The sequence below is a fragment of the Paenarthrobacter ureafaciens genome (assembly GCF_004028095.1).
GTDB lineage: Bacteria > Actinomycetota > Actinomycetes > Actinomycetales > Micrococcaceae > Arthrobacter > Arthrobacter ureafaciens.
This window is the reverse complement of sequence record NZ_SBHM01000007.1, coordinates 2,206,483-2,228,568: the sequence shown is the minus strand read 5'-3', so window position 1 is coordinate 2,228,568 and position 22,086 is coordinate 2,206,483. Positions and strand designations below refer to the sequence as shown.

Below are 22,086 nucleotides of genomic sequence, written 5' to 3'. Positions count from 1 at the left end.
TCACACCGACTGCCTTTCATCCATGAGGCCGCGCAGGTATTCGGCGGTCCGTGCCGGGTTATCGGCAACCATCGCTTCGATCTGCGCACGTTTGAGTTCGCCGTCGAGGGCATCCGAATCGGGCAACGGCAGGGCGGGGGTGGGCTCCAACGGTGCAGCGGGCTGGATGGATGTCAGTTCGATGGCCGTGGTGGGCGGACCTGCTATGGCAGGGGTTGGGATGGCTTCAGGCAAAGCGTCGTACTCCACGCGTTCTCCGAGGTCCACCGGTTCCCGGCGCTGGCGGCGCTTGAGGATAATCAAGACGGTCACAATCAGGGCGATTGCGGCCAGCAAGATGCTGCCGGCCATGATCAGTGTGTTCATGAGCGCTGCTTCTTTGGCTGCCTCGGCATCGGCCTGGGCAGATCCGAGTGCTTCAGCGGCCTTGTCTGCGGCGGCGGTGCTGAAGGGCAGGACCTCCACTGTGACTACGTCGCCGCGTGCAGTATTGATGCCGGCAGCGGCGGTCACCAGTGATCGGACGGAGTCGATGTTCACGCCCCCGGCAGCTGACTGGTTGATGGCAACGGAGATGGTCTGCCTTTTTACGGCTCCCTGAGGGATGGTCCGGTCTTCGGTGACCTTGTTGACGGCGTTGTTCTTGGTGGTATCGCTGGAGTCGTAGCTGCCGTTCGCCGAGGTTCCGCCGGGAACGGCAATGTTGTCCGGACCCAGGACGCCTGCTGCTCCGCCGCCCGTTCCGGTGTATTTCTCGGTCTTCGTGGACTCACTGAGTGCCGGCGTGTTGCTGGCAGGGCTAAATGTTTCGCTGCGTTGCTGGGCCGATTCGGCCGTGACATCGGCGGCCACTGCAACGGTCGAGTTCCCGGGGCCCACTACGCTGTCCAGCACTGTCCGGACCGCATCCGAGGTGCGCTGTTGGTAATCCGAGGCTTGCTTGGACGATGACCCGGTAGCTCCTCCGCCCACTGTGGACAGGACGTTGCCTTGCGAATCGACCACCGAGACGTTGGTTGGCTTCAAGTTCTCGATCGCCGCGGAGGTCAGGTGCACTATCGCCTGGACCTTGTCCGAGGACAAGGTCGTGCCCGGCTGCGTTTCCACGAACACCGAGGCGGTGGCTTCGGGGGTGGTGGCCACGAAGACCGACTTCTCCGGGATGGCGAGTTGCACGGCCGCGGACTTTACGCCGTCCATCGCCTGGATGGTGGTGCTGAGTTCCCCTTCCAAGGCCCGTTTATACGTGACGGACTGCTGGAACTCAGAGGAAGTGACGCCCAGCTTGTCCAGCAACGAATAGCCGGTGGCCGCGGCGGTAGGCAATCCTGCGGCCGCCGCTTTCAAGCGCTCGTCGTACACCTTGTCCTCGGGGACCAGGATGGTGGACCCGCCGTTGCTGAGCTCGTAAGGGATGTTGTCCTTGCGGAGCTGCTCCACGATGCTGTTCGCGTCGGTGTCCTTCAGCCCGGAAAACAGTGGTGAGTAGGCGGGCTTCCCCAGCCACGCAGTCAGGGCGACGCCGCCGAGCACAATCACGGCCACGCCCAGAATGGCGAGTGTGCGCTGGGCAGGGCTGAACGCCTGCATGCCGGTGCCAAGCTTGCGGAAGAACTGGGAAATCGCCGGTGGCATCAGGCCTGCATCCTCATGATTTCGTTGAACGCGTCAATGCCCTTGTTCCGCACCGCGGCAACAAGCTCGAACGTCACCTGCGCGCGCGTGGCAGCGAGGGTTGCCTTGTGGATATCGTCGAGGTTGCCTGTCACCGCGGACACAGCAAGTTCCTTTGACGTGGACTGCAGGGACTGCAAATCGTCGACGGCGCCGGTCAGTGCGGTGCCGAACCCACCCCCGGTGCTGCCGGGGGCCTTGGTGCTCCCGACATACCCCGTTCCGCTGACGCCCTGGACGCTCTCGATGGGACTCAGGGACATCAGGATTTTCCGATCTCGAGTGCTGCCAGGTACGTTTCGCGGGCCCGGTCAACTACTTGTGCGTTGGCCTGGTAGCCGCGCTGGGCGATGATCAAAGTTCCCATTTGTTCGGCAAGATCTATGTCCGGGTACTTCACGTTGCCGTCGGCATCGGCCAAAGGGTGGTCCGGCTGGTATACGATCCTGCCGGTCGCGTCGCCCAGCGGAGTGCTCTTGACGTAGACACCTTGCCCGTCGTTTCCCTCGGCTGCCTCGATGTACCGGGCCCGGAAGACCTCTCCGTCGGTGCTGGAGGCGTTGTTCATATTGGCCAGGTTGTCTGACACCGCGTCCAGCCATTTGCGGTGGACGGTGAGTGCGGAGCCTGCGATTCCGATCGCATCGAATGTCATCAGGAGCTCCTCAACGCAGTGCGGAGGGAGGTGAATTCTCCAGCAGCTGCGCGGGCCGCAAACTGGTACCGCAGGACAGTGTCGATATTGGACAACGTCTCCGTGTCCAGGTTGACGTTGTTTCCGTCGGTACGTGTTGGCTCTTCCGACGGGGATACCGTGGCGTTCACCTCTCCATCGCCCGCACGAACTGAGGCCGCCAACTGATCCTCGAAGGAAACCCTTTTGGCGGTGTAGTTGGGCGTGTTGATGTTTGCGATGTTGTTGGCAATGGTCCGCTGGCGCAAGGCGAGCGCATCCATGGCGCTGGCCAGTGCGGCGGATGTCACGGATTCAAGCACAAGTCCTCACCTGGTGGTGTTCCTAAGGCCAATCCGTGGCCACGCATCGAGCGATCCCTGCTCAGCAGCAGTTATCGACACTGTTCAGGCCGCCGTTAGCGGAATTCGCCAGCAAATTTTGTAAATACCGGGCGTGCTTCCATCACCGAGCCTGCCCGGCGTTCAATGCCGGCGTTCCATGCCGGCGACATGAGTGGCAATGAAGCCCTCACACGGCGTCGGTCGGAGCCGCCTTGTTGTCCACTTCCGCGGTCAGGGCATCTATCCGATCCAAGGCACCGCTGAGCCGGCCAACCGTTTCCCACAGTTCGGGGTGTTGGGAGCGAACCTCCTCCAACGGTGTGCCGCCTTTGGCAAGCGCAGCGAGATCGAAGCTGACGTTGGTCCGTGCACCGGCAATCGCAGCCCGGAGCGCCCCGAAGGCCACCACGACGTCGGCGATCAGGGCAGGATTTCCGTTCGCAGCCAGCCATTCCAGGTCTTCGATGGCCTCAATGGCGTGATCCCCCAACACCGCGGAGGCTTTGGCCGCTTCCACGGATGCTTCGCGGATGGCCTTCTCACGTTCCGGACCGGGGTCCAGCCGGAACGCTGCCCCGAAAGCTTTGGAGGCTACGGCGTCCTCGTCTGCCAGGCGAAGGGCCGTCTCCCGCAAGGCGCGCGCCCGGCCCAGCAAGTCCTCCCCCGCGTTCTCCGAGTAGCCGGCCACCATTGAGGTCAACGATGCGGCGATGCCAAGCATCACCCCGGTCCCGGCCCCTCCGCCAGGTGAACCGCTGGACTCCGCCAGGGCCTTGGTCCATTCCTCGACCGTGGAGTGTTGGGTATTGATCTCTTCTGAATCAGCCATGCAGCCCAGTCTCGCATTCCAAGACCTGACCAACACCACTGTCCCCCCGATACACTGGCCATCCCGGCGTCGAAACTGTGAGGGGCATCCCTGTGGGCATTGACCTTGAAGAACTGTACAAAGACCTGCACGCTCACCCGGAGCTGTCGTTCCAGGAGGTGCGAACGGCTGGAATCGTGGCCGGACACCTTGACGGTCTGGGCCTCCAAGTCCACCGGAACATCGGAAAGACCGGCGTAGTGGGTGTTCTCCGGAACGGGGAGGGCCCCATTGTGATGCTGCGTGCTGACATGGATGCACTGCCCGTCAAGGAAGCCACCGGGCTGGACTACGCAAGCACTGCCATGGGTGTGGACCACCAGGGCCTTGAGGTACCTGTCATGCACGCCTGCGGGCACGACGTCCACGTCACCTGCCTGATTGGCGCCGTGGCGGAACTCGTCCGGACACAGCAGGAGTGGCATGGCACACTGATCGCGATCTTCCAGCCGGCCGAAGAGTTCGGTGGCGGGGCGGACACCATGGTCAAGGACGGCCTCTACGACCGCATCCCCAAGCCCGAGGTGGTCCTTGGTCAACACGTGGCGCCTGTCCCCGCAGGCTGGTTCGGACTTCGCTCCGGTGTTGCCATGGCATCTGCCGATTCGCTCAACATCACCCTGCACGGTCGCGGCGGGCACGGTTCCCGCCCTGAAACCACCGTGGACCCGGTCCTCATGGCCGCGGCTGCCACGGTCCGGCTCCAAGGGGTAGTGGCCCGCGAAATCGCCGCCAGTGATTCGGCCGTGGTGACTGTTGGGCAACTGCACGCAGGCACTAAAAACAACATCATTCCGGAAACGGCCACCCTCGGCCTCAGCATCAGGTCCTTCAGCGAGCCCACGCGCGAAAAGGTGCTTGCCGCCGTCGAACGTATTGTGCGGAGCGAAGCGGCCGCATCCGGTGCCGCGCGGGAGCCCGATTTCAACTACGAGGAACGTTTTCCCCTCACCGTGAATGATGATGCAGCCGCGCAAAGGGTGGATGCGGCCTTCCGGCAAAAGTTCGGCGCCGGGCAGGTCATGGACCCAGGCCCCGTTTCCGGCAGCGAGGACGTGGGCATGCTCGCCACGGCAGCCGGCGCGCCGTTGGTGTTCTGGTTCCTGGGCGGCATCGAGCCGCACTACGCCAAGGAGTTCGCGGAAAGTGGGCGGCTTCCTGAGGACGTTCCTTCCAATCATTCCCCGTACTTTGCACCGGTCATCCAGCCCACTCTCACCCTCGGGACGGAAGCACTGGTCACCGCCGCCCGCGAGTTCCTCGCCTGACGCTCATAGCACCCAAGTAAGTCGCAGTAGCGCGCGTTTTGGGCGCTCAAAACGCGCAGTAATGCGACTCAGTTGGGAGGGCGCAGCGGACGTCAGCCGCGGATATCCAGCAACAGCGGCCGCTCAAAAACGGGGCCGGCAGGGACAGCAGCCAAGGCACCGAGTTGCGTCCCGGCGTCGTGCTTCATGCGGGCCAGGAGATCCATGGCGTCGGCCTGCGCCTCCAGGACCCGCCGCGCCTGTGGCGCCAGCTCAGCGGGCAATGGTCCTGCATCCAAGGGCGGTTCCCACGCAGGCGGGAACCCTCCGGAAACAGCCAAGGCTATGTCCGCTTCAAACCTGTCGAGGATGCCGGTCCAGATCTCAAGCGACGCCAAGCGCCCGCCCGGGGACGGAACCGGAAACCGCAGGCGACTCAGTCGTCAACAGCGCCGAGGCCTCATGCCAGCCCTGCCGCAAGGGCTCCAAAAGTTCAATGCATTCCTTGGTGCGCTCCACATCCCGGTAGATGTTTGCACCGATCAAGGCTTGCATGGCGTACTCGTAAATGCTCGCCAGGGAGGCCGCACCGTCCCAGAGGTCCACCCGTAGCGTGGACTGAAGTTCGGCCACGATCGCCTGGGCGTGGAGCAGGTTCTCGCGGGCGGAATCCCAATTGGTGTTCTCCTGTGCCAACCGGGCCCGCTTCAGGTCCAGGAGCAGCCGGTCGTAGAGCATGGTGAGCAGGCGCGCCGGAGGTGCGGAAAGAACGGCGTCGTCGTTGTAACGCGAGACTTGCTGGGCGCGGAGTGCACTGTAGGTCATGGCTATTCTCCTGTGGACTGCTGGGGGAGGCAGGAAATCTGCCCGGACAACCAGGTTGACTGCGATTGGAGGCCGCCGAGCAGGACCTCCATGTTGGTATAGACGGCTTGGAGGGTAGCTCGGCGCGTGGCGAGCCGCTGGTCCCAATCGGCAATCCGGTTCCCCAGATCCCGGGTTTCGGATTCCCTGCCTTTGATAAGGCTGGAAACGGAGCCGGTGTAGGGATCGGCTCCGGCGGTGGCGGCGTCAGCCACCCGGGCGGCGAGGGCCTGGACGGCGGACTGCGCGGCTGCGGGATCCGCCGTCAGAGCTGCGGAGAACTTTGCGGAATCAAAAGTGAAGCTTCCGTCCTTGGTGATGTTGATTCCGTACTCGGCCGGCGATTTTCCGTCGATGGGCCGGGAGAGCGCTGCGAGGACCTGGTCGTTGACTGCCCGCACGGTGCTGTTCCCGGTCAGGATCCCGGCCTTGGGTACGGACGCGCCACTGGAGTTGGTGCCTTTGGACACCGCGCTGTACATGGAGACGAAGCTGAGGACGTCGTTAACGGAGGTCACCAAATCTTCGGCTTTCTTGGTGATCCCGGGAACGTCGCTGGCCACAGTAATTGTCACCGGACCCGCGGTAACCGCCGTTGCCGTCACGGAAACACCCGGCAGGACGTCGGCGAAAATGTTGCTCCCGGAAGTCAGGATCTGGGCGGCCGCGGTGCCGGCGTACAGTGTCGCTTTGGCATCCTGGGCGGTACGTACGATGGCGGCTGTCGGATCCGCCATGAGGTCGATCGCAGTGCCGCCCGCGACGTGGGCGGCTGTGCCTTGGTAGACAGTGAAGGCTCCGGCCGCACCGGACTGCGAAGCCGTGAGTTGCAGACGGTAGGTGCCGTTGCCGGCCGGAACCTTCACCGCTTGTGCGCCACCGGATGCTGCGTTGATGGCTGAGACCACGTCATCCAAAGAAGTGCCCGCGGGCGCAATTTCGGTCGTCTTACCCGTGGAATCCACGATCGTCAGCTTGGCGGGCGCACCGCCGTCCGTGGGCCATGACGCCATGGCCGCGGTGACGTTTACCTGCGTCTGCGCCAACTGCGTAACGGTCAGGTCAATCGATCCCGCAGTGGCCGCCGTCGTGGTTTTTGCCGTGACGGAAGCGGCACTGCTGGTGGCAGTGAACAGATTCAGCGCACCCGTGGCGGAACCTGCAAGGGACAGGTCCTTCAAGGACGTGAGCTTGGTGTTGAGGGACTGCAGGGTTGAGATCAGCGTCTGGTTGGAGGCCAGCTTGGTCTTGAGCTGGGTCTGCGGCAGCGCCTCAACGGACATCAGCGAATTGATGATCGCCGTGGTGTTCAGTCCGCTCGCGAGGCCGTCGATGGCGGTTGTCACAGGTCTCCTCCCGGTTCCGATCAGTTAGATGCCGACGGCGGCCGGCCAGGATGGGGCCTGGCCGGACGCCGTTTCACGCCGGTTTTAGCGCAGGAGCGCTAAAACAGGGAGTCCTTAGCGAAGGAGCGAAAGAACGCCCTGGCCGGACTGGTTGGCCTGTGCCAGCATGGCGGTACCTGCCTGGGACAGGATGTTGGCCTTGGTGTATTTGACCATTTCCGCAGCCATGTCCGTGTCCGCAATGCGGGACTGGGCAGCCTGCAGGTTTTCACCGGCAACGTTCAGGGACTTGATGGCGTGGTCCAAGCGGTTCTGGCTTGCGCCGAGGTCCGAACGCTGGGTGGATACTGCCTTGATGGCGGTGTCGATTGCCGTGATGGTGGTCTGGGCGGTGGCGTTGTCCGTCACTACGAAGTCCGTGGAGCCGGTCGCCGAGGACAGTGCCCCCACCGCGGTTGCCACATCGCCGAGGTTGACGGCGATGACATCGTTCGCCGAGCCTGCGGTGCCCACCTGGATGTTCTTGGAGCCGCCCTTGAGGAGGTCGATTCCGTTGAAGTTGGTGGATTCGGTGATGCGGTTCAGTTCCTTACCGAGCGAGTCAGCTTCCTTCTTGATTGCTGCGCGCGCATCGGCGTTGTTGGTGTCCGATGCACCCTGTACTGCGAGGTCGCGCATGCGCTGCAGGACGGAGTGGACTTCGGTCAGGGCACCTTCCGTGGTCTGGATGATGCTGATGCCGTCCTGGGCGTTCCGCGCGGCAACTGCCGAGCCGGTGACCTGGGACTTGAGGCCTTCCGAGATGGCAAGGCCGGCAGCGTCATCTGCGGCCCGGTTGATGCGCAACCCGCTGGAGAGCTTCTCCATCGACTTGGACAGGGTGTCCTGCGTGGCGTTCAAGCTGCGGTAAGCGTTGTTTGCCATCAGGTTGTTGTTGATCTGCATGCCCATGATTTTTCCTCCGTGATCTGGACTTACTGTGTGGCAGCCCATCCGTGGGCCGTCACAGCGCACTATCGGCGCGCGGCGCGGATGACGTTAGTTAAAAGTTGCTGGAGGTTTTTCACCGGATGGCCGCCTAACGCCGGACCGCTGCCGGCCGATAGTTATTGGCGAGTTGGCGGACAGGGTTCCGCCCCGCATCCCCATCCCAAACCAGAACTGGAGTCGACCGCAGTGGCCATCCATGAACTGTCAGCCCTGCTGTGGCGCGAACGTGAGCTTCTGGATCTTCTGACTTTCAAGCTCGAAGAGGAGCAGTTATTGCTGACGGCCGGCAAGTCCAGGTGGCTGCCGCATGGGACCCGGGAGGTGGAACAGGTTCTTGAACGCGTCTCCCAGGCAGGCCTCACCCGGGCGGTGGAGATTGCCGCCGTCGCGGAGCAGTGGGGCCTGTCTGCGGATTGCTCGCTGGCCGAACTCGCTGCGGGGGCGCCGGATCCCGCATGGGCAGACGTACTCGAATCCCACCTCACGGCCATGCGGCAGCAAACAGCAACCATCAAGGAACTTCGCGATGCCAACGAACAGTTCCTGCGCGCTGCCGTTCGTTCCACCCAGGAAACCCTGGCGGACCTGAAACCGGCAGCCGGCACCTATGACTCCCACGGCAGGACGGGCGACTCCTCGCCTGCCCATCTTGTTGACCGGAAACTCTAAGAAGGCAACCCTGTGAGCACATTCGGCGGACTCAACACGGCCTACCGTGGCCTCACCGCGGCCCAGCAGGCCATCAACCTGGCAGGCCAAAACATCGCCAACTCCGCTACGCCGGGCTACACGCGGCAGCGGATCGAGCAGTCGGCCATCGGAGCGCCGGGCCGGACCGGCGTGCACCCGGGTGACGCTCAGGCGGGCCAAGGCGTTTCCGTGGATGGCATTGCGCGGTTGGGCAACACCTTCCTCGACGCCGGCGTCCGGAACACGGCCGCTGCTTCCGGGTACGCCACGGTCCGATCGACGGAAATGCAGCGCCTTGAGGACTCACTCCAAGAGCCCGGTGAGCACGGGATTTCGACGGCGTTGCACAGCTTTTGGGCTTCCTGGCAGGGAGTTGCCAACCACCCTGGCGAGTCCGCTCCGGCGTCGGTCCTGCTGGAAGCCGCAGCCACGCTGTCGGAGACAGTATCGGCAGGCTACGGGGCGTTGGATGCCCAGTGGAGCAGGGTGCGCGGCGAAGCCGCCGCCTCCGTCAACGAGCTCAACGCCGCTGCCGGCCGCGTAGCGAACCTCAACGCGCAGATCCGTTCAACACTCGCCGCCGGAGGCTCCGCGAACGAACTCATTGATGCCCGGAGCCAGATCACGGAATCCATCGCTTCCTTGTCCGGCGGCAGTGTCCGCGTGAACGCCGATGGAACTGCGGACGTTTTCATCGGCGGCAACGCCCTGGTCTCAGGAACCTCCGTCCGCCCGCTCACCCTTGCCGGCCCAACGAGCCTCAGTACCGCAGCTACGCCGGTGCAGCTTGAGTGGGCCGACAGGCCCGGTACTGCGGTGAACCTCGACGGCGGCGAACTCGCCGGGGCGGTGTCGCTGCTGGCTCCGGCCAATGGGAGTGGGACGGGCGGCGTGATCGCACAAACCGCTGACGCCTACAACGCTTTCACCACGCAGCTCATGAGCGACGTCAACGCGATCCACCGGACCGGGCAGTCCAGCAACGGCGCAACTGGCCTGGACTTTTTCACCAGCACGCCGGGCCTCCCCGCCGCAATGTCGATCCGTATTGTTCCTACGAATGCCGCCGGCATCGCCACGGGAGCCGTCGGATCCGGCGCGCTGGACGGGAGCGTGGCGGACAGACTCTCCCAAATCGGTTCCGCTGAATCGTCACCCGACGTTTTCTGGAGCGGGGTCGTCTCGGCGATCGGAATGGCTTCCCGGGCAGCCCAACAGCATTCGCAACTGGCCGACGCAGCGGGCGCATCCGCCGTCGTACACCGGAACTCCGGTTCAGGAGTGAGCCTCGACGAGGAGAACATCAGTCTCCTTGCAGGGCAGCACGCGTACCAGGCCGCTGCGCGGGTCATGACGGCAATCGATGAAGCCTTGGATGTCCTGATCAACCGCACCGGACTTGTAGGAAGGTAAGCCATGCTCAATCGGGTTACTACGCAGATGATGGCTGCCTCTTCGCAGCGAAGCCTGCAGTCCGCGCAAGCGAAGTTGGCTGAGGTGCAGGACAGGGCGCTCACGCTGAAAAACATCAACCGCCCTTCGGATGATCCCGCCGGTGCAGCCCAAGCCATTGCCCTGCGGGGCCAGCTGAATGCAGCAAGCCAGTACGGCACCAACATCAGCGACGGCAACGGCTGGCTCGCTGCGGCCGACACTGCGTTGGGACAGGCGACGAACATCCTCAACAGGGTGCGCGACCTCGTTGTCCAAGCAGCCAACGGCACACTCAGCGATTCCGCCAGGCAGGCGATCGCCGTCGAAATCGAGGGCTTGGGCGAGGACCTCCTGACGCAGGCCAATACGCAGTACCTTGGCCGTCATGTCTTCGCGGGCAGCTCGGACACTGACAGCGCCTTCACCAACACTGTTCCCCCGGTGTTCAACGGGGTGTCCGGCAGTTCGGTGGAACGCCGCGTTGACGCCTCGCGGACCGTGCGCGTTGATTCCGACGGCGGTGCAATCTTCGGCACGGGCGCCGGCTCGGCCTTCGCGGTGGTGGGTGACGTCGTCGCGGACATCCGTGCCGGCATCAACCCCAATGGCCGCCTGGCAGCCATCGGCGGGCGCATCCAGGCCGTCATCGACGGAAGGGCCGACGTCGGGATGCGCCAGACACGCCTGGGTCAGGCCCAAAACTCCTTGGAAGGGATGAAAGCTACTCTGGAAACGCAGAGGTCCCGGGTGGAAGACCTGGATTTGGGAAGGGCCGTTATGGACTTGAAGGTGCAGGAAACCAACTATCAGGTTGCCCTCGCGGTGACCGCCAAAGTGCTGCAACCGACGCTCATGGATTTCCTGCGATGAGCACGGCGTTGACATCCTGGACACTGCGCTTCGCTTCGCCCTTGCCCGGACTCGAGGATGCTGAGGGTTTCTCCCTGCGGGAGATCGCCGGCGCCGAAGGTTTGTTTGCCCTCGAGGCGCTCGAACCGAAGGTACGGATGTTCGTGGCGGACGCGTCAGTGTACGTACCTGCTTACGCTCCGGTCCTTCCGGCGTTCGCGGTTGAAGCTGTTGGCCTCGCTTCGCCGGCTGACGGCAACGTGTTGGTGGTGGTGAACCCGTCCGCGGACAAGACCACCGTGAACCTCATGGCCCCGATCCTGCTAAACCCCTCCAACGGGGTGTGCCTTCAAGTGATCCTCGACGGCGGCGAGTACCCGCTGCGGGCCGAACTCGCCAACTGACTGGCACCAGGGGTTGTTCTGACGCCTCAAAACAACCGCTAATGCCAGCCAGTTTCGGCGTCAGGCCGGGATGTTCAGCGAGGCCTCAAGAGCTGCGTCAGCGTCACGGAGGACTTTGGCAGCTACTTCGAGCCCCTCGATTCGTCCCAAGGACGTGTCCTCATGTTCGATGTTGACCAGCATGTCCGGATCCACCTCGTACAGGGCGCGGAGGAACTCGGTCCAGTAGGCGGTGTCGTGGCCCCTGCCGAGGGCTACGAAGTCCCAGGCGGAGTTCTTGGGCCATTCGTTGGCCCACTCATCTCCGCCCAGATTGGTGCGGTTTTCCTCGGGTGAAAGACGGCGGAAGCTGTTGTCCAGCACACCGTAGAGCGCGGCATGGTCCTTGTTCACGCGCACGTCCTTGGCTGCCGCCTGGAACACCAGCGGACCGACCTCACGCACCACCGCGACGGGATCCATCTGCTGCCAGAACAGGTGGGATGCATCCAGTTCCACACCCACATGGGTGGCTCCGGTGAGTTCGATGAGCTTGTAGACGTCAGCGGTGTTGAACACGATGTTTTGCGGGTGAAGCTCTAGGGCTACCTTTACCCCGTGGTCGGCGGCGAGGCGGTCGGTTTCCTTCCAGAAATCGGCGGCCACGCCCCACTGGTAATCCAGGACGTCCAACGCCGCGGAGTTCCATGCGTTGACCACCCAGTTGGTGACGGTCGCGCCGGGTTCGCCGCCGGGCAAACCGGACATGGTCACCACCCTGTCCTGTCCGAGCCTATGGGCCAACGGATGGAGCGGCGGATGTCTTCGGCGTGCTTTTCGCCGATTTCCCTGCGCGGGTGCAGCGGATTGCCGTTGCAGTTCAAGCCCGCGATTGAGACGCCCGTGCCCTCGAAAATACCCAGGAAATCGTCCCTTGCGGCATCCGACTCCAGAATCTGATCCATGCCGGGAACGTGGACAGCGGGCAGGAATCCTCCCGTGTTGATCTCGATGCCGGTCAGGCCGAGGTCCGCGATCACTTTCAGGGCTTCGGGAAGGGACCGGTCGTGCAGGATCGCGTTGTAGACGCCGAGTTTCATAGCGTGATCTTCTTTCCGTTGTTCAGGGCTGATTCGGTAACGGCTCCAAGGAGTTCCATGTTGCGGACGCCCTCGTCGAACGTGGCACAGCGGGGCAGCGACTCCGCCTCGGAAAGTCCGGCAACTTCTTCCAGGAAGGCGCGGGCCTGATAACCGAAGGCGTCGTTCTGGCCGAAGCCGACCTCCGGCGCGTCCATGGCCAGGCCACCGGCAATGTACGGGTGGCCCGGGCCCAGGATGACCTGGCGGTACCCGTTGTGCAGGCCGGACCCGTCGTTGAGGAACAACTGGATTTCATTGGGCCTGCGCTGGTCGAACTTCGCACCCCCGTTCTCGCAGAACACTTCGAACTGGAGGCTGTTGGCGTGCCCGGCAGCCACACGGGAAACCTCGAAACTGCCCGCTCCATTGGCGAACTCAGCATTGAAGGCCGCGTAGTCGTCGTTCTCCACGGCCTCGAAAGTGTCGCTGACGGCCACATGGTCATGGCCCATGACTGCGCTCAAAGGCAGCGGTCGCTTGTTGATGGACGTTGCCAGGCGGCCGCCGCTGATGGACTTAATGTCGCCGCACAGGAACTCGGAAACATACGTCAGGTGGCTTCCGACGTCGGCCAGCGCACCGGAGCCGGGGCCCCCTCTGTATCGCCAGCTCATGGGAGCTGAGGGGCTGAAACCATAGTCGGTCCAGTACCGGCCACTGAAGTGCAGTATGTTTCCGAGGACGCCGTTCCTGATCAGTTCGCGGATGTAGGCAATCCCGGGTGTCCGGCGGAAGGTGAACCCGATGCGGGCCAGGTTACCGCGGGCTTCGGCAGCCCGGGCGGCCCCGGCCATGGCGCGGGCATCCTCGAGGGTGTCGCTGAGCGGCTTCTCGCACAGCACGTGCTTGCCCGCCGCCAACAATCCCTCGACCACTTCCCGGTGCAGCGGGTTGGCGATGACCACACTGACCACATCAATGTCGTCGGCTTCGGCGATTGCCTGCCAGGACGCGTCGTTGCGTTCGTACCCGAACCGGCGGGCGGCCACGGAACCGAACTCAGCGTTGACATCGCCGATCGATACAAGCCGCACCTGGGGCAGCACCGGGCTGTAGAGGGCGGATGCCGTGCGGTACGCGGCGGCGTGGGCTTTGCCGGCCATGCCTGCACCGATGACGGCGACGCCGAGGCTTTCAGCCATGATTTCTCCTTCGAAATTTCGCCGTTTCGTGGGGCACGTGACGGCATTTTGTAGCGCTACAATTTTGCACTGGCATTGATCGTAGCTATGTCCATATGTCCTGTCAATGATGTGCCGACTATCCTCGATAGCAGACCCGAAAGGCATGCCTGAACCCGTGAACAGTCCCCAGACCCGACGCCCCACCCTCTACGACGTCGCCACCGAAGCCGGCGTCTCGCCGTCGTTGGTTTCGCTCTTCCTCAAGGACCCTGAAAGGGTCAGTGCAAAGCGCCGCGACGCCGTCCACGCCGCCATCAACCACCTCGGCTACAGGCCCAGCCGCGCGGCCACCACCTTGGCGAGCAATCGGACCAAGAGCATCGGACTGCTCATCGACGACTACCGGAATCTCTGGTTCGTGGATCTCCTCCGCGGCATGGAGTCGGTACTTTCGGACCTCGGCTACCAAGTCACCGTGGCCGATTCGAGGCCGGGCGAGAACAGGATCAAGGAAGCGACCGACGGCCTCCTGGCCATGCACGTGGACGCGCTGGTCATTGCGGCCGAGCCCAGCGAATCGATGCTGGCACGAACCTGGGTGCCCACCGTCGTCGCGGGCTGGCGCAAGGGCGTTCCCTCCGGGGCAGACCTCATCACCAACGACGACGACGGCGGCGGCGCCATGGCCGCCGAACACCTGCTCGGGCTGGGCCACACGCGCATAGGCCACCTCTCAGGGTCCGACGGCGCCTCCGACCACCGGCGGGCCGGTTACCGCCGCGCTATGGAGACCGCCGGCGTCGAGGTCCTGGTTGCGGAATCGAGCGGAACCTCGGAAGAAGACGGCTACGCCTCCGCGTGCCGGCTGCTGGACCGCCACCCGGACACCACGGCGATCTTTGCCGCCAACGACACCATGGCGCTGGGTGCCTTCGCCGCCTTGAAGGCCCGCGGTTTATCGGTGCCGCATGACGTCTCCGTGATCGGTTATGACAACTCGCCTTTGGCCAAATCCCGCTTCCTTGATCTGACATCCATCGACAACCGGAGCGACGTGGTGGGCGCCAGCGCTGCACGAAGGCTCCTGGACCGTCTGGAGGACCCCGAACTCAAGCCGGAGCAGACCCTGATTGGGCCAACATTGGTGCTGCGCGGGACAACGGCTCCCGCGCGTGCCCGGTAAGCCCGCGACGGCACCACGCGGGCTGCTATTTGCCCGCCCGCAGCGGTCCCGCCACCCGCAGTTGTTCGTTGTCGATCAGCCACTGCACGGACTCGAAGATGGCCTCCTCCGGTTCATACATCGGCGCATAACCGATGAGTGACTCGGCCTTGCGGATGGAAAAACAGTGGTTGCGGTACAGGTGCTGCCAGCTTGTTTCCGCATGCCCTTCCGTGTCCGATGCCCGGAACTCGTCCCACGTGATGGATTCAAGATTGGCCTCGCGGCCGAACCAGCCAGCCGCGATTTCCGCGAACCCTCTGGAGCTGAGGGCCGAGGGAGCAACAATGTTGAAGTCCTCCCCCGCAGCTGCCCCGCGATGTTCCACGGCTTTCTGGAATGCCTGGGCAAGGTCGTCGGCGTGGACGTGGTGCATGAGTGCCGTGCCGCCGTCGGGGACCTTCAAGGCGTGACCGGCCGAGAGCGTGTACCAAACCTCCGGATCCAGGTTCCCCAACGGCCCGATCGGTTGCCAACCCGGACCCACGATGTGCCCCGGGTGCAGGGAAGTGGTTGCCAGGCCGCCGCCGGCCGTCTCCGCCTTCAGCATCCGTGCTATCGAGTCCTTCCGGGTCCCGTATTCGCCGATAGGCGGCAGGTCAGCATCCTCGGGAATGGGCACTTTGCGACTGGGACCATAGCGCCAGATGGAACCGCAGTGCAGCAGATGACCTGTTGCACCGCGCAGCTTTTCAACCAGCCCATCAGCGGACTCCAGCGTGAAACAGACCAAGTCAATGACGACGTCGGCGTTCAGTCCCGCCACCAGGTCACCGAAGGTGCCTGACCGGTCCTCCTGCTCGCGGTCCGCGGCCACATGGCGCACATCCTTCCACTCGGGCACGTCGACATAGGGCTTTCGGTGTCCGCGGCTGACGTTGTTGACCTCATGGCCGGCGCGCACCAGCCGTGGAACGAGGAAGCTGCCGATGTGCCCGCTGCCGCCTATGACGACGATCTTCATGGAGTACCCCTTTGGCCTTGGACGGGTTTTGCCCCACGCTATCCGCTCAGCGCCCGGCTGCGGGAGACCCTGCCGCCTGGAGTCGCCGGGATTCCGTTGCTGCCTTGGTTTCAGCCATCATGAGGTCCGCGTTGATCACGGCGCCGGCCATGTTTCCTGCGGCGGCCGATGCCATGACCTGCCCGGTGGGATCCGAGATGTTTCCGGCCACCCAAACCCCCGGGACTTCCGTTGCCCCGGCGGGTCCGCTCGACTCCACATAGTGACCAATGCCGCTTGGATGCCCGACTGACCTGATGCCCAACGATTCGAGGACGGCGCTCCGGGCTTCCAACCGCGGAGCAACAACAGCCGCATCCACCGGAAATTCCTTGCCGGATTCGAGGACCACGCCGGTCAGGACATCATCCCGGACCACCAGGGACTTCACTTTTCCCTCGACCACCGAGATGGAGCGGGCGGCCAACTGCTCCCACTCTTCATCGCTAAGCTTCAGGACGTCGTTGAGGAACAGTGTGATGTTCGGGCTCCACTGCCGGAACAGCAGGGTCTGGTGGATGGACATCGGCCCCGTGCCCAGGATGCCTATCTTGGTGTCCCGGACTTCCCAGCCATGGCAGTACGGGCAATGGAGGACATCCCGGCCCCAGCGTTCATGGATGCCTCCGATGTCCGGGAGCACATCGCTCAACCCTGTGGCCACCAGAAGGCGCCTGGCTGCCACACGCCGCCCATCCGCCAGCTCCACCGCGAAGCCGGGTTCCGCTCCTGCGCCGGGCTCCGCCGTCGAACGCGCCGCCACGGCCGCCCCGTTAACCACGTCACCGCCGTATTTTCGGACCTCATCACGGCCAACGGCCAACAATTCCTTCGGATTCATGCCGTCACGCGAGAGAAATCCATGGACTCCGGCCGCCGGTGCATTTCGCGGCTCCCCCGCGTCAATGACGAGCACGGAGCGAAGGGCCCGCCCCAAGGTGACAGCGGCGCTCAGCCCTGCCGCGCCGCCCCCGATAACAACGACGTCGTATTGCTCTTCCACGCTTCCGTCCCTTCCACTGCAGACCCCGGTCTTCGACTTGTTGTGGAGATCCTGGGGCTTGAACACTCTTAGCCAATGGTTTCGAGACCACCCTCGGACTGGCAAGAAACTTTGCTGCAATGGCAAACTACTGTTCATGGACCCGGATTTCAGCAAGCTCCTCGGCTCGGTGGGCCCCCGCCTCAGGACGCTCCGCACCCAGCGCAACGTCACGCTCGCCGAGGCCTCAGAGGCAACCGGCATTTCGGTGAGCACACTCTCCCGCCTTGAGTCGGGCCAGCGAAAACCCACCCTGGAACTCCTCCTGCCCATCGCCAGGCTCCACCAGGTCCCGCTTGAGGAACTCATTGACGCCCCGGAGACCGGCGATCCGCGCGTGCATCTCAAGCCGCATGTTCACGAATGGGGCACCGCCCTGCCGCTGACTCGACGGCCAGGCGGGATCCAGGCATTCAAGATGATCCTTCCCGGCGCCACCGGAAACGAGGTGCCCAATCCGCAGTCCCACGAGGGATATGACTGGATGTACATCCTCAACGGGAAACTCCGGTTGATCCTTGGAGAGAACGACTTCGTCCTCAAAGCCGGCGAGGCCGCGGAATTCGACACCCGCACGCCGCATTGGTTCGCCAGCGCCACGAGCCAGCCGGTTGAGCTCCTGACCCTATTCGGACAACAAGGCGAGCGCATCCACTTGAGGGCCAAGCCGAAGCGCTGACTCCGCGCCGGTCATAAAAGAACAGGGTTCATTTAAACCCTTGCGCTCCGGGACGTCTGCCGCCATACTAAATGAACGCTATTCATTTAGTGACAGTCGTCTCACCGGAGAACATGCCATCATGATTGAAATTACCCGCCTCGAAGCCCCGACTTCCCTGGCGCGCACCGAGCCCTCCACCCGCACTCCCCTGCGGGTGGGCGTCGTCCAGCACCGTTGGCACGCGGACGAAGCCGTCCTGCGCGCCGAATTGAACGAGGGCATCGAACGCGCAGCCAAGCTGGGAGCCGCAGTCGTCTTCCTGCCGGAGCTGACCCTGTCCCGCTACCCGGCAGATACCCGCCCGGCCAACAATCCGGCCGCAGGAGTCCGCCCGTCCGACATCGCCGAGGACCTGCTCACCGGCCCCACGTTCACCTTCGCAGCAGAGGCAGCCCGTAAGCTCGGGGTCTCCGTTCATGCTTCCCTGTACCAGCGCGCCGAAAACCCGGACGGCACCGACGACGGCCTGGGCTTGAACACCGCCATTCTGGTCTCCCCCGCCGGGGAACTCGTGGCCCGCACGCACAAGCTGCACATCCCGGTGACGGCCGGCTACTACGAGGACAAGTTCTTCCGGAAGGGCCCTGACGCCGATGACGCGTACGCCGTCCATGCTCCGGCCGAACTCGGTGGAGCACGCCTGGGCATGCCCACGTGCTGGGATGAATGGTTCCCGGAACTCGCACGCCTGTATTCGCTGGGCGGCGCGGAAATCCTGGTCTACCCCACGGCCATCGGCTCGGAACCGGACCATCCGGACTTCGACACCCAGCCCCTGTGGCAGCAGGTCATCGTGGGCAACGGCATCGCCAACGGCCTGTTCATGGTCGCCCCCAACCGCCACGGCAGCGAAGGCACCCTGAACTTCTACGGTTCGTCCTTCATCTCCGATCCCTACGGGCGCATTCTGGTGCAGGCGCCGCGGGATGAATCCGCCGTGCTCGTTGCCGATCTTGACCTCGACCAGCGCAAGGACTGGCTCACGCTCTTCCCGTTCCTGGCCACCCGACGCCCGGAAACCTACGGCCGCTTGACCGAACCCGTCAACCACGACGCTCCGCTCGGCGCCCAACCCCAGGCAGTTCCCGCATGAGCACCTGGCGCATGCCCTCCGAGACCGCCCCGCAGGACCGGGTCTGGATGGCTTTCCCCACTGGCGGGTACACGTTGGGCGGGACGGAGGAAGAAGCACACGCTGCCCGGTCAACATGGGCCGCGGTCGCGAACGCCATCCTCGAGTTCGAACCGGTCACCATGGTGGTAGCGCCCGACGACGTCGAAACAGCCGCGCGCTACGTGGACCCTCGCGTCGAGGTACTGACCGCGGAACTGAACGATGCCTGGATGCGGGACATCGGCCCGTCCTTCGTGCTCGACGCCAACAGGCAGTTGGGTGCCGTGGATTGGATCTTCAACGGTTGGGGCGGCCAGGACTGGGCTGCGTGGGACAAGGACTCCCTGATCGCCGACTACGTAGCCAGCCGTGCCAACGTACAGCGTGTTCCCTCGGGCATCGTGAACGAGGGCGGCGGCATCCAGGTCGACGGCGAGGGAACGGTCCTGGTGACCGAGACCGTCCAATTGGATCAGGGCCGCAACCCGGGCCTGACCAAGGCGGACATCGAAACGGAGCTGGCGCGTACCATCGGCGCAACCCACGTGGTGTGGCTTCCCCGCGGCCTCACCCGCGACTCGGAGAAGTTCGGCACCCGCGGCCACGTGGACATCGTTGCCGCCATCCCAAGCCCGGGAACGTTGTTGGTCCATTCACAGCAGAACCCGGCCCACCCTGACTATGAAGTCTCCCGGCAGATCATCGATTTGCTGCGCACCACCCATGACGCAGCCGGCCGGGAATGGAACATCATTGAAGTTCCGGCACCGGAAACACTGACCGACGACGAGGGTTACGTGGACTACAGCTACATCAACCACCTCGTGGTCAACGGCGGGGTCATCGCCTGCAGCTTCAACGACCCCATGGACGAGAAAGCACTCCGCATACTCTCTGATGCCTACCCCGGCCGCCGCGTGGTCAGTGTTGACGCGCGGGAGCTCTTCGCCCGGGGCGGCGGCATCCACTGCATTACGCAGCAACAGCCTTCGGCCATCTAGAAAGGGCCTTTCATGAGCCAGACAATCCACAGCGGCGCAACCGACGCTGCAACGTCGCACAGCATCAGCGGCAAGGGACTGAAGACGGGGCAGTTGGGGCTCCTCGCCGTCGTCGTTCTTGGCATCTCCACCATTGCACCCGCCTACACGTTGACCGGGGCCCTGGGCCCCACCATCAGCACAGTCGGCCTGCAGCTTCCCGCCATCTTCCTCCTCGGGTTCATCCCGATGATCCTGGTATCACTCGCCTACAGGGAGCTCAACGCAGACTCCCCGGACAGCGGGACCACGTTCACCTGGGTCACCAAGGCATTCGGCCCATGGGTGGGCTGGATGGGCGGCTGGGGGCTGCTCGCGGCCAACATCATTGTGCTGTCCAACCTCGCGGGTGTGGCCGTGGACTTCTTCTACCTGTTCTTGTCCCAGTTGGCGGGAAACCCGGAGATTGCCGACCTCGCGTCGAACAAGCTGCTCAATGTGCTCACGTGCCTCGTGTTCGTAGCGCTGGCCGTGTGGGTCAGCTACCGTGGCCTGCACACCACCAAGATCGTCCAGTACGGACTGGTGGGCTTCCAGTTGCTGGCCCTTGGCCTCTTCGTTGGGATGGCCTTCGCGAACTGGTCAGCCTCCCCTACCGCCATCCCGTTCAGCTGGGACTGGTTCGACGTCACCAAGATTGAGACGTTCGGCCAGATCGCAGCAGGCATCTCCCTCTCGATCTTTGTCTACTGGGGCTGGGATGTGTGCCTCACCGTCAACGAGGAAACCGCCAACGGAAAGAAGACCGCGGGCGCAGCAGGAACCCTGACAGCAGTGGTGGTGCTGGGCATCTACCTGCTGGTGACCATCGCCACCATGATGTTCGCCGGCGTCGGGGACACCGGAATCGGCTTGAACAACGAGGAAAACCACGCCAACGTCTTCACGGCCCTGGCCTCGCCGGTGATGGGACCGTTCGCGATCCTGATGTCCCTGGCAGTCCTGTCCAGTTCTGCAGCGTCACTCCAGTCCACCTTCACATCACCTTCGCGCAGCCTCCTGGCCATGGGCCACTACGGCGCACTGCCGGAACGCTTCACGCACCTGAGCAGGAAGTTCTCGACGCCGGGCTACGCCACCATCGCTGCCGGCATCCTGTCCGCGGGCTTCTACGCGGTGATGCACGTGATCAGCGAGAACGTACTCAACGACACCATCCTGGCGCTGGGCCTCATGATCTGCTTCTACTACGGACTGACCGCTATCGCGTGTGTGTGGTACTTCCGCCACAGCGTTTTCAGCAGCGCACGGAACTTCTTCCTGCGCCTCGTATGCCCGCTCCTGGGTGGCGTGGGCCTGTTCGTGGTGTTCATCCAGACCGCGGTAGACAGCTGGGCCCCGGAGTTCGGCAGCGGTTCGGAAATCTTCGGCGTGGGACTCGTGTTCATTCTGGGCGTCGGCATCCTGGCCTCGGGAGCGGTGGTCATGCTGATCATGTCCCGCGTACGTCCAGGGTTCTTCCGCGGGGAGACCATCCGCAAGGACACTCCCGCCCTGGTGGTCCCGGAGTAGGTAGGTCCGCCAAGTTCGGCTCGCTCCGTTCGCCGGAAAGCTGCTGGTTCGTTGGGAAACTTCCCTGCGAACCCGCAGCTTTCCCGCGTTTTGGGCGGGGGGTTGGTTTTGGACGGGGGTTGGTTTTCGGCGAGGTTACCAGTGGTGCGCCACGTCCACCACCAGGCGCGAACCGCCGTCGGGCCCGTCCAAAGTAAACACCCTGAATGGAAGCCGCGCACGGACACCCAGTCCGATGCTCGTGTAGCCCTCGAAGCTGCCCGCATAGACCACCTGCCGGAAGGTTTGGTAACCGGACACATTGGACAGTTCCGCCTTGGCCGCCGGCGAGTAGGTCGACTGGCCGTTCCGGTCATAGGAAGGCGCGGTTACCGTGATCTGGAGGTCGGCACCGCCAAGGGTCGGGATCTGGAACCCGGAACCGTCCTGGATCACCACGGGGACGTACTGCACTGAGTAGCCGGCCACCTTGCCGGTCAGGTCGATCACCAACCTGTCGTAGCAGGCCTGCTGCCCTGTCCGCACGTTGGTGACATGTGCGGAACTCATGTCGGGGTCGGCCTTGGCCAGGGAACCCCACATAATTCCACAGTACGGTGATGCCGCCGAGGCCACCCCCGGCCCTGCCAGGCCGAGCCCCGCCGCCATTATTGCGGCAGCAAACCCGGCCCCGATTTTCCTCATTTTTTGCCTCCTTAAAGGCGGGTTGGATACCTCAAGCGTAGAAGTTGCGGCGGGCTTTTGAGCGGGTTGTTTCCGCATCGGCATTCAACCGTTAGAGGAAGCCCGGGTCGGTCACGGAAA

At 63.9% G+C, this 22,086-nt stretch carries 23 protein-coding genes and 1 pseudogene; 10 read left to right on the top strand and 14 right to left on the bottom strand.

Features of this window, described 5'->3' with window-relative positions; all coding sequences use genetic code 11:
• From fliF to AUR_RS14680, 5 genes are all read right to left on the bottom strand, one after another.
• Entirely contained in the window at positions 1–1,635 is a 1,635-nt protein-coding gene (gene fliF / locus AUR_RS14700; RefSeq protein ID WP_062095357.1) for a flagellar basal-body MS-ring/collar protein FliF, read from the bottom strand.
• The gene (gene fliE / locus AUR_RS14695; RefSeq protein ID WP_062095355.1) at positions 1,635–1,937 is read right to left on the bottom strand and encodes a flagellar hook-basal body complex protein FliE; all 303 of its coding nucleotides are present in this window, start codon (positions 1,935–1,937) and stop codon (positions 1,635–1,637) included. Before fliE ends, fliF begins: the two co-directional genes overlap by 1 nt.
• Positions 1,937–2,329 carry a flagellar basal body rod protein FlgC gene (locus AUR_RS14690; protein WP_021473718.1) on the bottom strand — a complete coding sequence of 131 codons (393 nt, stop codon included), beginning with the start codon at positions 2,327–2,329 and terminating at the stop codon, positions 1,937–1,939. Before AUR_RS14690 ends, fliE begins: the two co-directional genes overlap by 1 nt.
• The gene (gene flgB / locus AUR_RS14685) at positions 2,329–2,670 is read right to left on the bottom strand and encodes a flagellar basal body rod protein FlgB (RefSeq protein WP_021473719.1); all 342 of its coding nucleotides are present in this window, start codon (positions 2,668–2,670) and stop codon (positions 2,329–2,331) included. Before flgB ends, AUR_RS14690 begins: the two co-directional genes overlap by 1 nt.
• A 208-nt stretch (positions 2,671–2,878) precedes the next feature.
• A complete protein-coding gene (locus AUR_RS14680; protein ID WP_062095353.1) occupies positions 2,879–3,520 on the bottom strand; it encodes a cyclodeaminase/cyclohydrolase family protein in 642 nt (213 codons plus the stop codon).
• 92 nt (positions 3,521–3,612) lie between these two features.
• Here AUR_RS14680 and AUR_RS14675 point away from each other — a divergent pair, with 92 nt between their 5' ends.
• A complete protein-coding gene (locus AUR_RS14675; RefSeq protein WP_206616257.1) occupies positions 3,613–4,827 on the top strand; it encodes an amidohydrolase in 1,215 nt (404 codons plus the stop codon).
• Between the two features lie 92 nt (positions 4,828–4,919).
• On the opposite strand, the gene AUR_RS14670 is transcribed toward AUR_RS14675, so the two are convergent.
• The 4 genes from AUR_RS14670 to AUR_RS14655 all read right to left on the bottom strand — a co-directional run bounded on the left by AUR_RS14670 (position 4,920) and on the right by AUR_RS14655 (position 7,967).
• On the bottom strand, positions 4,920–5,204 hold the full coding sequence (locus AUR_RS14670; RefSeq protein ID WP_062095351.1) for a hypothetical protein: 285 nt from the start codon (positions 5,202–5,204) through the stop codon (positions 4,920–4,922).
• A complete protein-coding gene (gene fliS, locus AUR_RS14665; protein ID WP_021473723.1) occupies positions 5,191–5,631 on the bottom strand; it encodes a flagellar export chaperone FliS in 441 nt (146 codons plus the stop codon). The genes AUR_RS14670 and fliS overlap by 14 nt, the downstream gene beginning before the upstream one ends.
• A gap of 2 nt (positions 5,632–5,633) precedes the next feature.
• Positions 5,634–7,016: a flagellar filament capping protein FliD gene (gene fliD / locus AUR_RS14660; protein ID WP_128397196.1), complete on the bottom strand. Its 1,383-nt coding sequence runs from the start codon at positions 7,014–7,016 to the stop codon at positions 5,634–5,636.
• A gap of 114 nt (positions 7,017–7,130) precedes the next feature.
• Positions 7,131–7,967, bottom strand: coding sequence for a flagellin N-terminal helical domain-containing protein (locus AUR_RS14655; protein WP_276522952.1), 837 nt, complete (start codon positions 7,965–7,967; stop codon positions 7,131–7,133).
• A 225-nt stretch (positions 7,968–8,192) separates the two neighbouring features.
• Between AUR_RS14655 and AUR_RS14650 the strand changes: the two genes are divergently transcribed.
• From AUR_RS14650 to AUR_RS14635, 4 genes are read left to right on the top strand one after another with little or no spacing between them, the layout of a single operon-like run.
• The gene (locus tag AUR_RS14650) at positions 8,193–8,675 is read left to right on the top strand and encodes a flagellar protein FlgN (protein ID WP_062095344.1); all 483 of its coding nucleotides are present in this window, start codon (positions 8,193–8,195) and stop codon (positions 8,673–8,675) included.
• Positions 8,676–8,687: 12 nt separating this feature from the next.
• Positions 8,688–10,109, top strand: a complete 1,422-nt coding sequence (gene flgK, locus AUR_RS14645) for a flagellar hook-associated protein FlgK (RefSeq protein ID WP_062095342.1) — start codon at positions 8,688–8,690, stop codon at positions 10,107–10,109.
• Between the two features lie 3 nt (positions 10,110–10,112).
• Complete coding sequence (flgL, locus tag AUR_RS14640) at positions 10,113–11,000, top strand: flagellar hook-associated protein FlgL (RefSeq protein ID WP_062095340.1); 888 nt, start codon at positions 10,113–10,115, stop codon at positions 10,998–11,000.
• Positions 10,997–11,383: a flagellar assembly protein FliW gene (locus AUR_RS14635; RefSeq protein ID WP_062095338.1), complete on the top strand. Its 387-nt coding sequence runs from the start codon at positions 10,997–10,999 to the stop codon at positions 11,381–11,383. The genes flgL and AUR_RS14635 overlap by 4 nt, the downstream gene beginning before the upstream one ends.
• Before the next feature lie 60 nt (positions 11,384–11,443).
• Here AUR_RS14635 and AUR_RS14630 read toward each other — a convergent pair.
• Together AUR_RS14630 and AUR_RS14625 are read right to left on the bottom strand one after the other, a co-directional pair.
• Positions 11,444–12,462, bottom strand: a pseudogene (locus AUR_RS14630) (sugar phosphate isomerase/epimerase family protein).
• Positions 12,459–13,646: a Gfo/Idh/MocA family protein gene (locus tag AUR_RS14625; protein ID WP_128397195.1), complete on the bottom strand. Its 1,188-nt coding sequence runs from the start codon at positions 13,644–13,646 to the stop codon at positions 12,459–12,461. Before AUR_RS14625 ends, AUR_RS14630 begins: the two are co-directional and overlap by 4 nt.
• A 145-nt stretch (positions 13,647–13,791) precedes the next feature.
• Here AUR_RS14625 and AUR_RS14620 point away from each other — a divergent pair, with 145 nt between their 5' ends.
• On the top strand, positions 13,792–14,811 hold the full coding sequence (locus AUR_RS14620; RefSeq protein WP_062095332.1) for a LacI family DNA-binding transcriptional regulator: 1,020 nt from the start codon (positions 13,792–13,794) through the stop codon (positions 14,809–14,811).
• A gap of 25 nt (positions 14,812–14,836) precedes the next feature.
• Here AUR_RS14620 and AUR_RS14615 read toward each other — a convergent pair whose 3' ends face one another.
• Both AUR_RS14615 and AUR_RS14610 read right to left on the bottom strand, forming a co-directional pair.
• Positions 14,837–15,814, bottom strand: coding sequence for an NAD-dependent epimerase/dehydratase family protein (locus AUR_RS14615; protein WP_062095330.1), 978 nt, complete (start codon positions 15,812–15,814; stop codon positions 14,837–14,839).
• A 46-nt stretch (positions 15,815–15,860) separates the two neighbouring features.
• Entirely contained in the window at positions 15,861–16,856 is a 996-nt protein-coding gene (locus AUR_RS14610) for an NAD(P)/FAD-dependent oxidoreductase (RefSeq protein WP_062095329.1), read from the bottom strand.
• 136 nt (positions 16,857–16,992) lie between these two features.
• Between AUR_RS14610 and AUR_RS14605 the strand changes: the two genes are divergently transcribed.
• From AUR_RS14605 to AUR_RS14590, 4 genes are all read left to right on the top strand, one after another.
• Positions 16,993–17,574, top strand: coding sequence for a helix-turn-helix domain-containing protein (locus AUR_RS14605; RefSeq protein WP_062095327.1), 582 nt, complete (start codon positions 16,993–16,995; stop codon positions 17,572–17,574).
• A gap of 121 nt (positions 17,575–17,695) precedes the next feature.
• The gene (locus tag AUR_RS14600) at positions 17,696–18,709 is read left to right on the top strand and encodes a nitrilase-related carbon-nitrogen hydrolase (RefSeq protein WP_062095325.1); all 1,014 of its coding nucleotides are present in this window, start codon (positions 17,696–17,698) and stop codon (positions 18,707–18,709) included.
• The gene (locus AUR_RS14595; protein WP_062095324.1) at positions 18,706–19,731 is read left to right on the top strand and encodes an agmatine deiminase family protein; all 1,026 of its coding nucleotides are present in this window, start codon (positions 18,706–18,708) and stop codon (positions 19,729–19,731) included. Before AUR_RS14600 ends, AUR_RS14595 begins: the two co-directional genes overlap by 4 nt.
• 12 nt (positions 19,732–19,743) lie before the next feature.
• A complete protein-coding gene (locus AUR_RS14590; protein WP_062095322.1) occupies positions 19,744–21,282 on the top strand; it encodes an APC family permease in 1,539 nt (512 codons plus the stop codon).
• Positions 21,283–21,417: 135 nt separating this feature from the next.
• Here the strand turns inward: AUR_RS14590 and AUR_RS14585 are convergent, their stop codons facing one another.
• A complete protein-coding gene (locus tag AUR_RS14585; RefSeq protein WP_062095320.1) occupies positions 21,418–21,966 on the bottom strand; it encodes an AMIN-like domain-containing (lipo)protein in 549 nt (182 codons plus the stop codon).
• Positions 21,967–22,086: the final 120 nt, after the last annotated feature.

Coding starts and splice junctions, on each gene's coding strand:
- fliF (WP_062095357.1), bottom strand. CDS start 1,635: ATGCCACCGGCGATTTCCCAGTTCTTCCGCAAGCTTGGCACCGGCATG.
- flgL (WP_062095340.1), top strand. CDS start 10,113: ATGCTCAATCGGGTTACTACGCAGATGATGGCTGCCTCTTCGCAGCGA.
- fliE (WP_062095355.1), bottom strand. CDS start 1,937: ATGTCCCTGAGTCCCATCGAGAGCGTCCAGGGCGTCAGCGGAACGGGG.
- AUR_RS14620 (WP_062095332.1), top strand. CDS start 13,792: ATGCCTGAACCCGTGAACAGTCCCCAGACCCGACGCCCCACCCTCTAC.
- AUR_RS14655 (WP_276522952.1), bottom strand. CDS start 7,967: ATGGGCATGCAGATCAACAACAACCTGATGGCAAACAACGCTTACCGC.
- fliS (WP_021473723.1), bottom strand. CDS start 5,631: ATGACCTACAGTGCACTCCGCGCCCAGCAAGTCTCGCGTTACAACGAC.
- AUR_RS14680 (WP_062095353.1), bottom strand. CDS start 3,520: ATGGCTGATTCAGAAGAGATCAATACCCAACACTCCACGGTCGAGGAA.
- AUR_RS14605 (WP_062095327.1), top strand. CDS start 16,993: ATGGACCCGGATTTCAGCAAGCTCCTCGGCTCGGTGGGCCCCCGCCTC.
- AUR_RS14690 (WP_021473718.1), bottom strand. CDS start 2,329: ATGACATTCGATGCGATCGGAATCGCAGGCTCCGCACTCACCGTCCAC.
- AUR_RS14635 (WP_062095338.1), top strand. CDS start 10,997: ATGAGCACGGCGTTGACATCCTGGACACTGCGCTTCGCTTCGCCCTTG.
- AUR_RS14595 (WP_062095324.1), top strand. CDS start 18,706: ATGAGCACCTGGCGCATGCCCTCCGAGACCGCCCCGCAGGACCGGGTC.
- AUR_RS14615 (WP_062095330.1), bottom strand. CDS start 15,814: ATGAAGATCGTCGTCATAGGCGGCAGCGGGCACATCGGCAGCTTCCTC.
- AUR_RS14590 (WP_062095322.1), top strand. CDS start 19,744: ATGAGCCAGACAATCCACAGCGGCGCAACCGACGCTGCAACGTCGCAC.
- AUR_RS14625 (WP_128397195.1), bottom strand. CDS start 13,646: ATGGCTGAAAGCCTCGGCGTCGCCGTCATCGGTGCAGGCATGGCCGGC.
- AUR_RS14585 (WP_062095320.1), bottom strand. CDS start 21,966: ATGAGGAAAATCGGGGCCGGGTTTGCTGCCGCAATAATGGCGGCGGGG.
- AUR_RS14600 (WP_062095325.1), top strand. CDS start 17,696: ATGATTGAAATTACCCGCCTCGAAGCCCCGACTTCCCTGGCGCGCACC.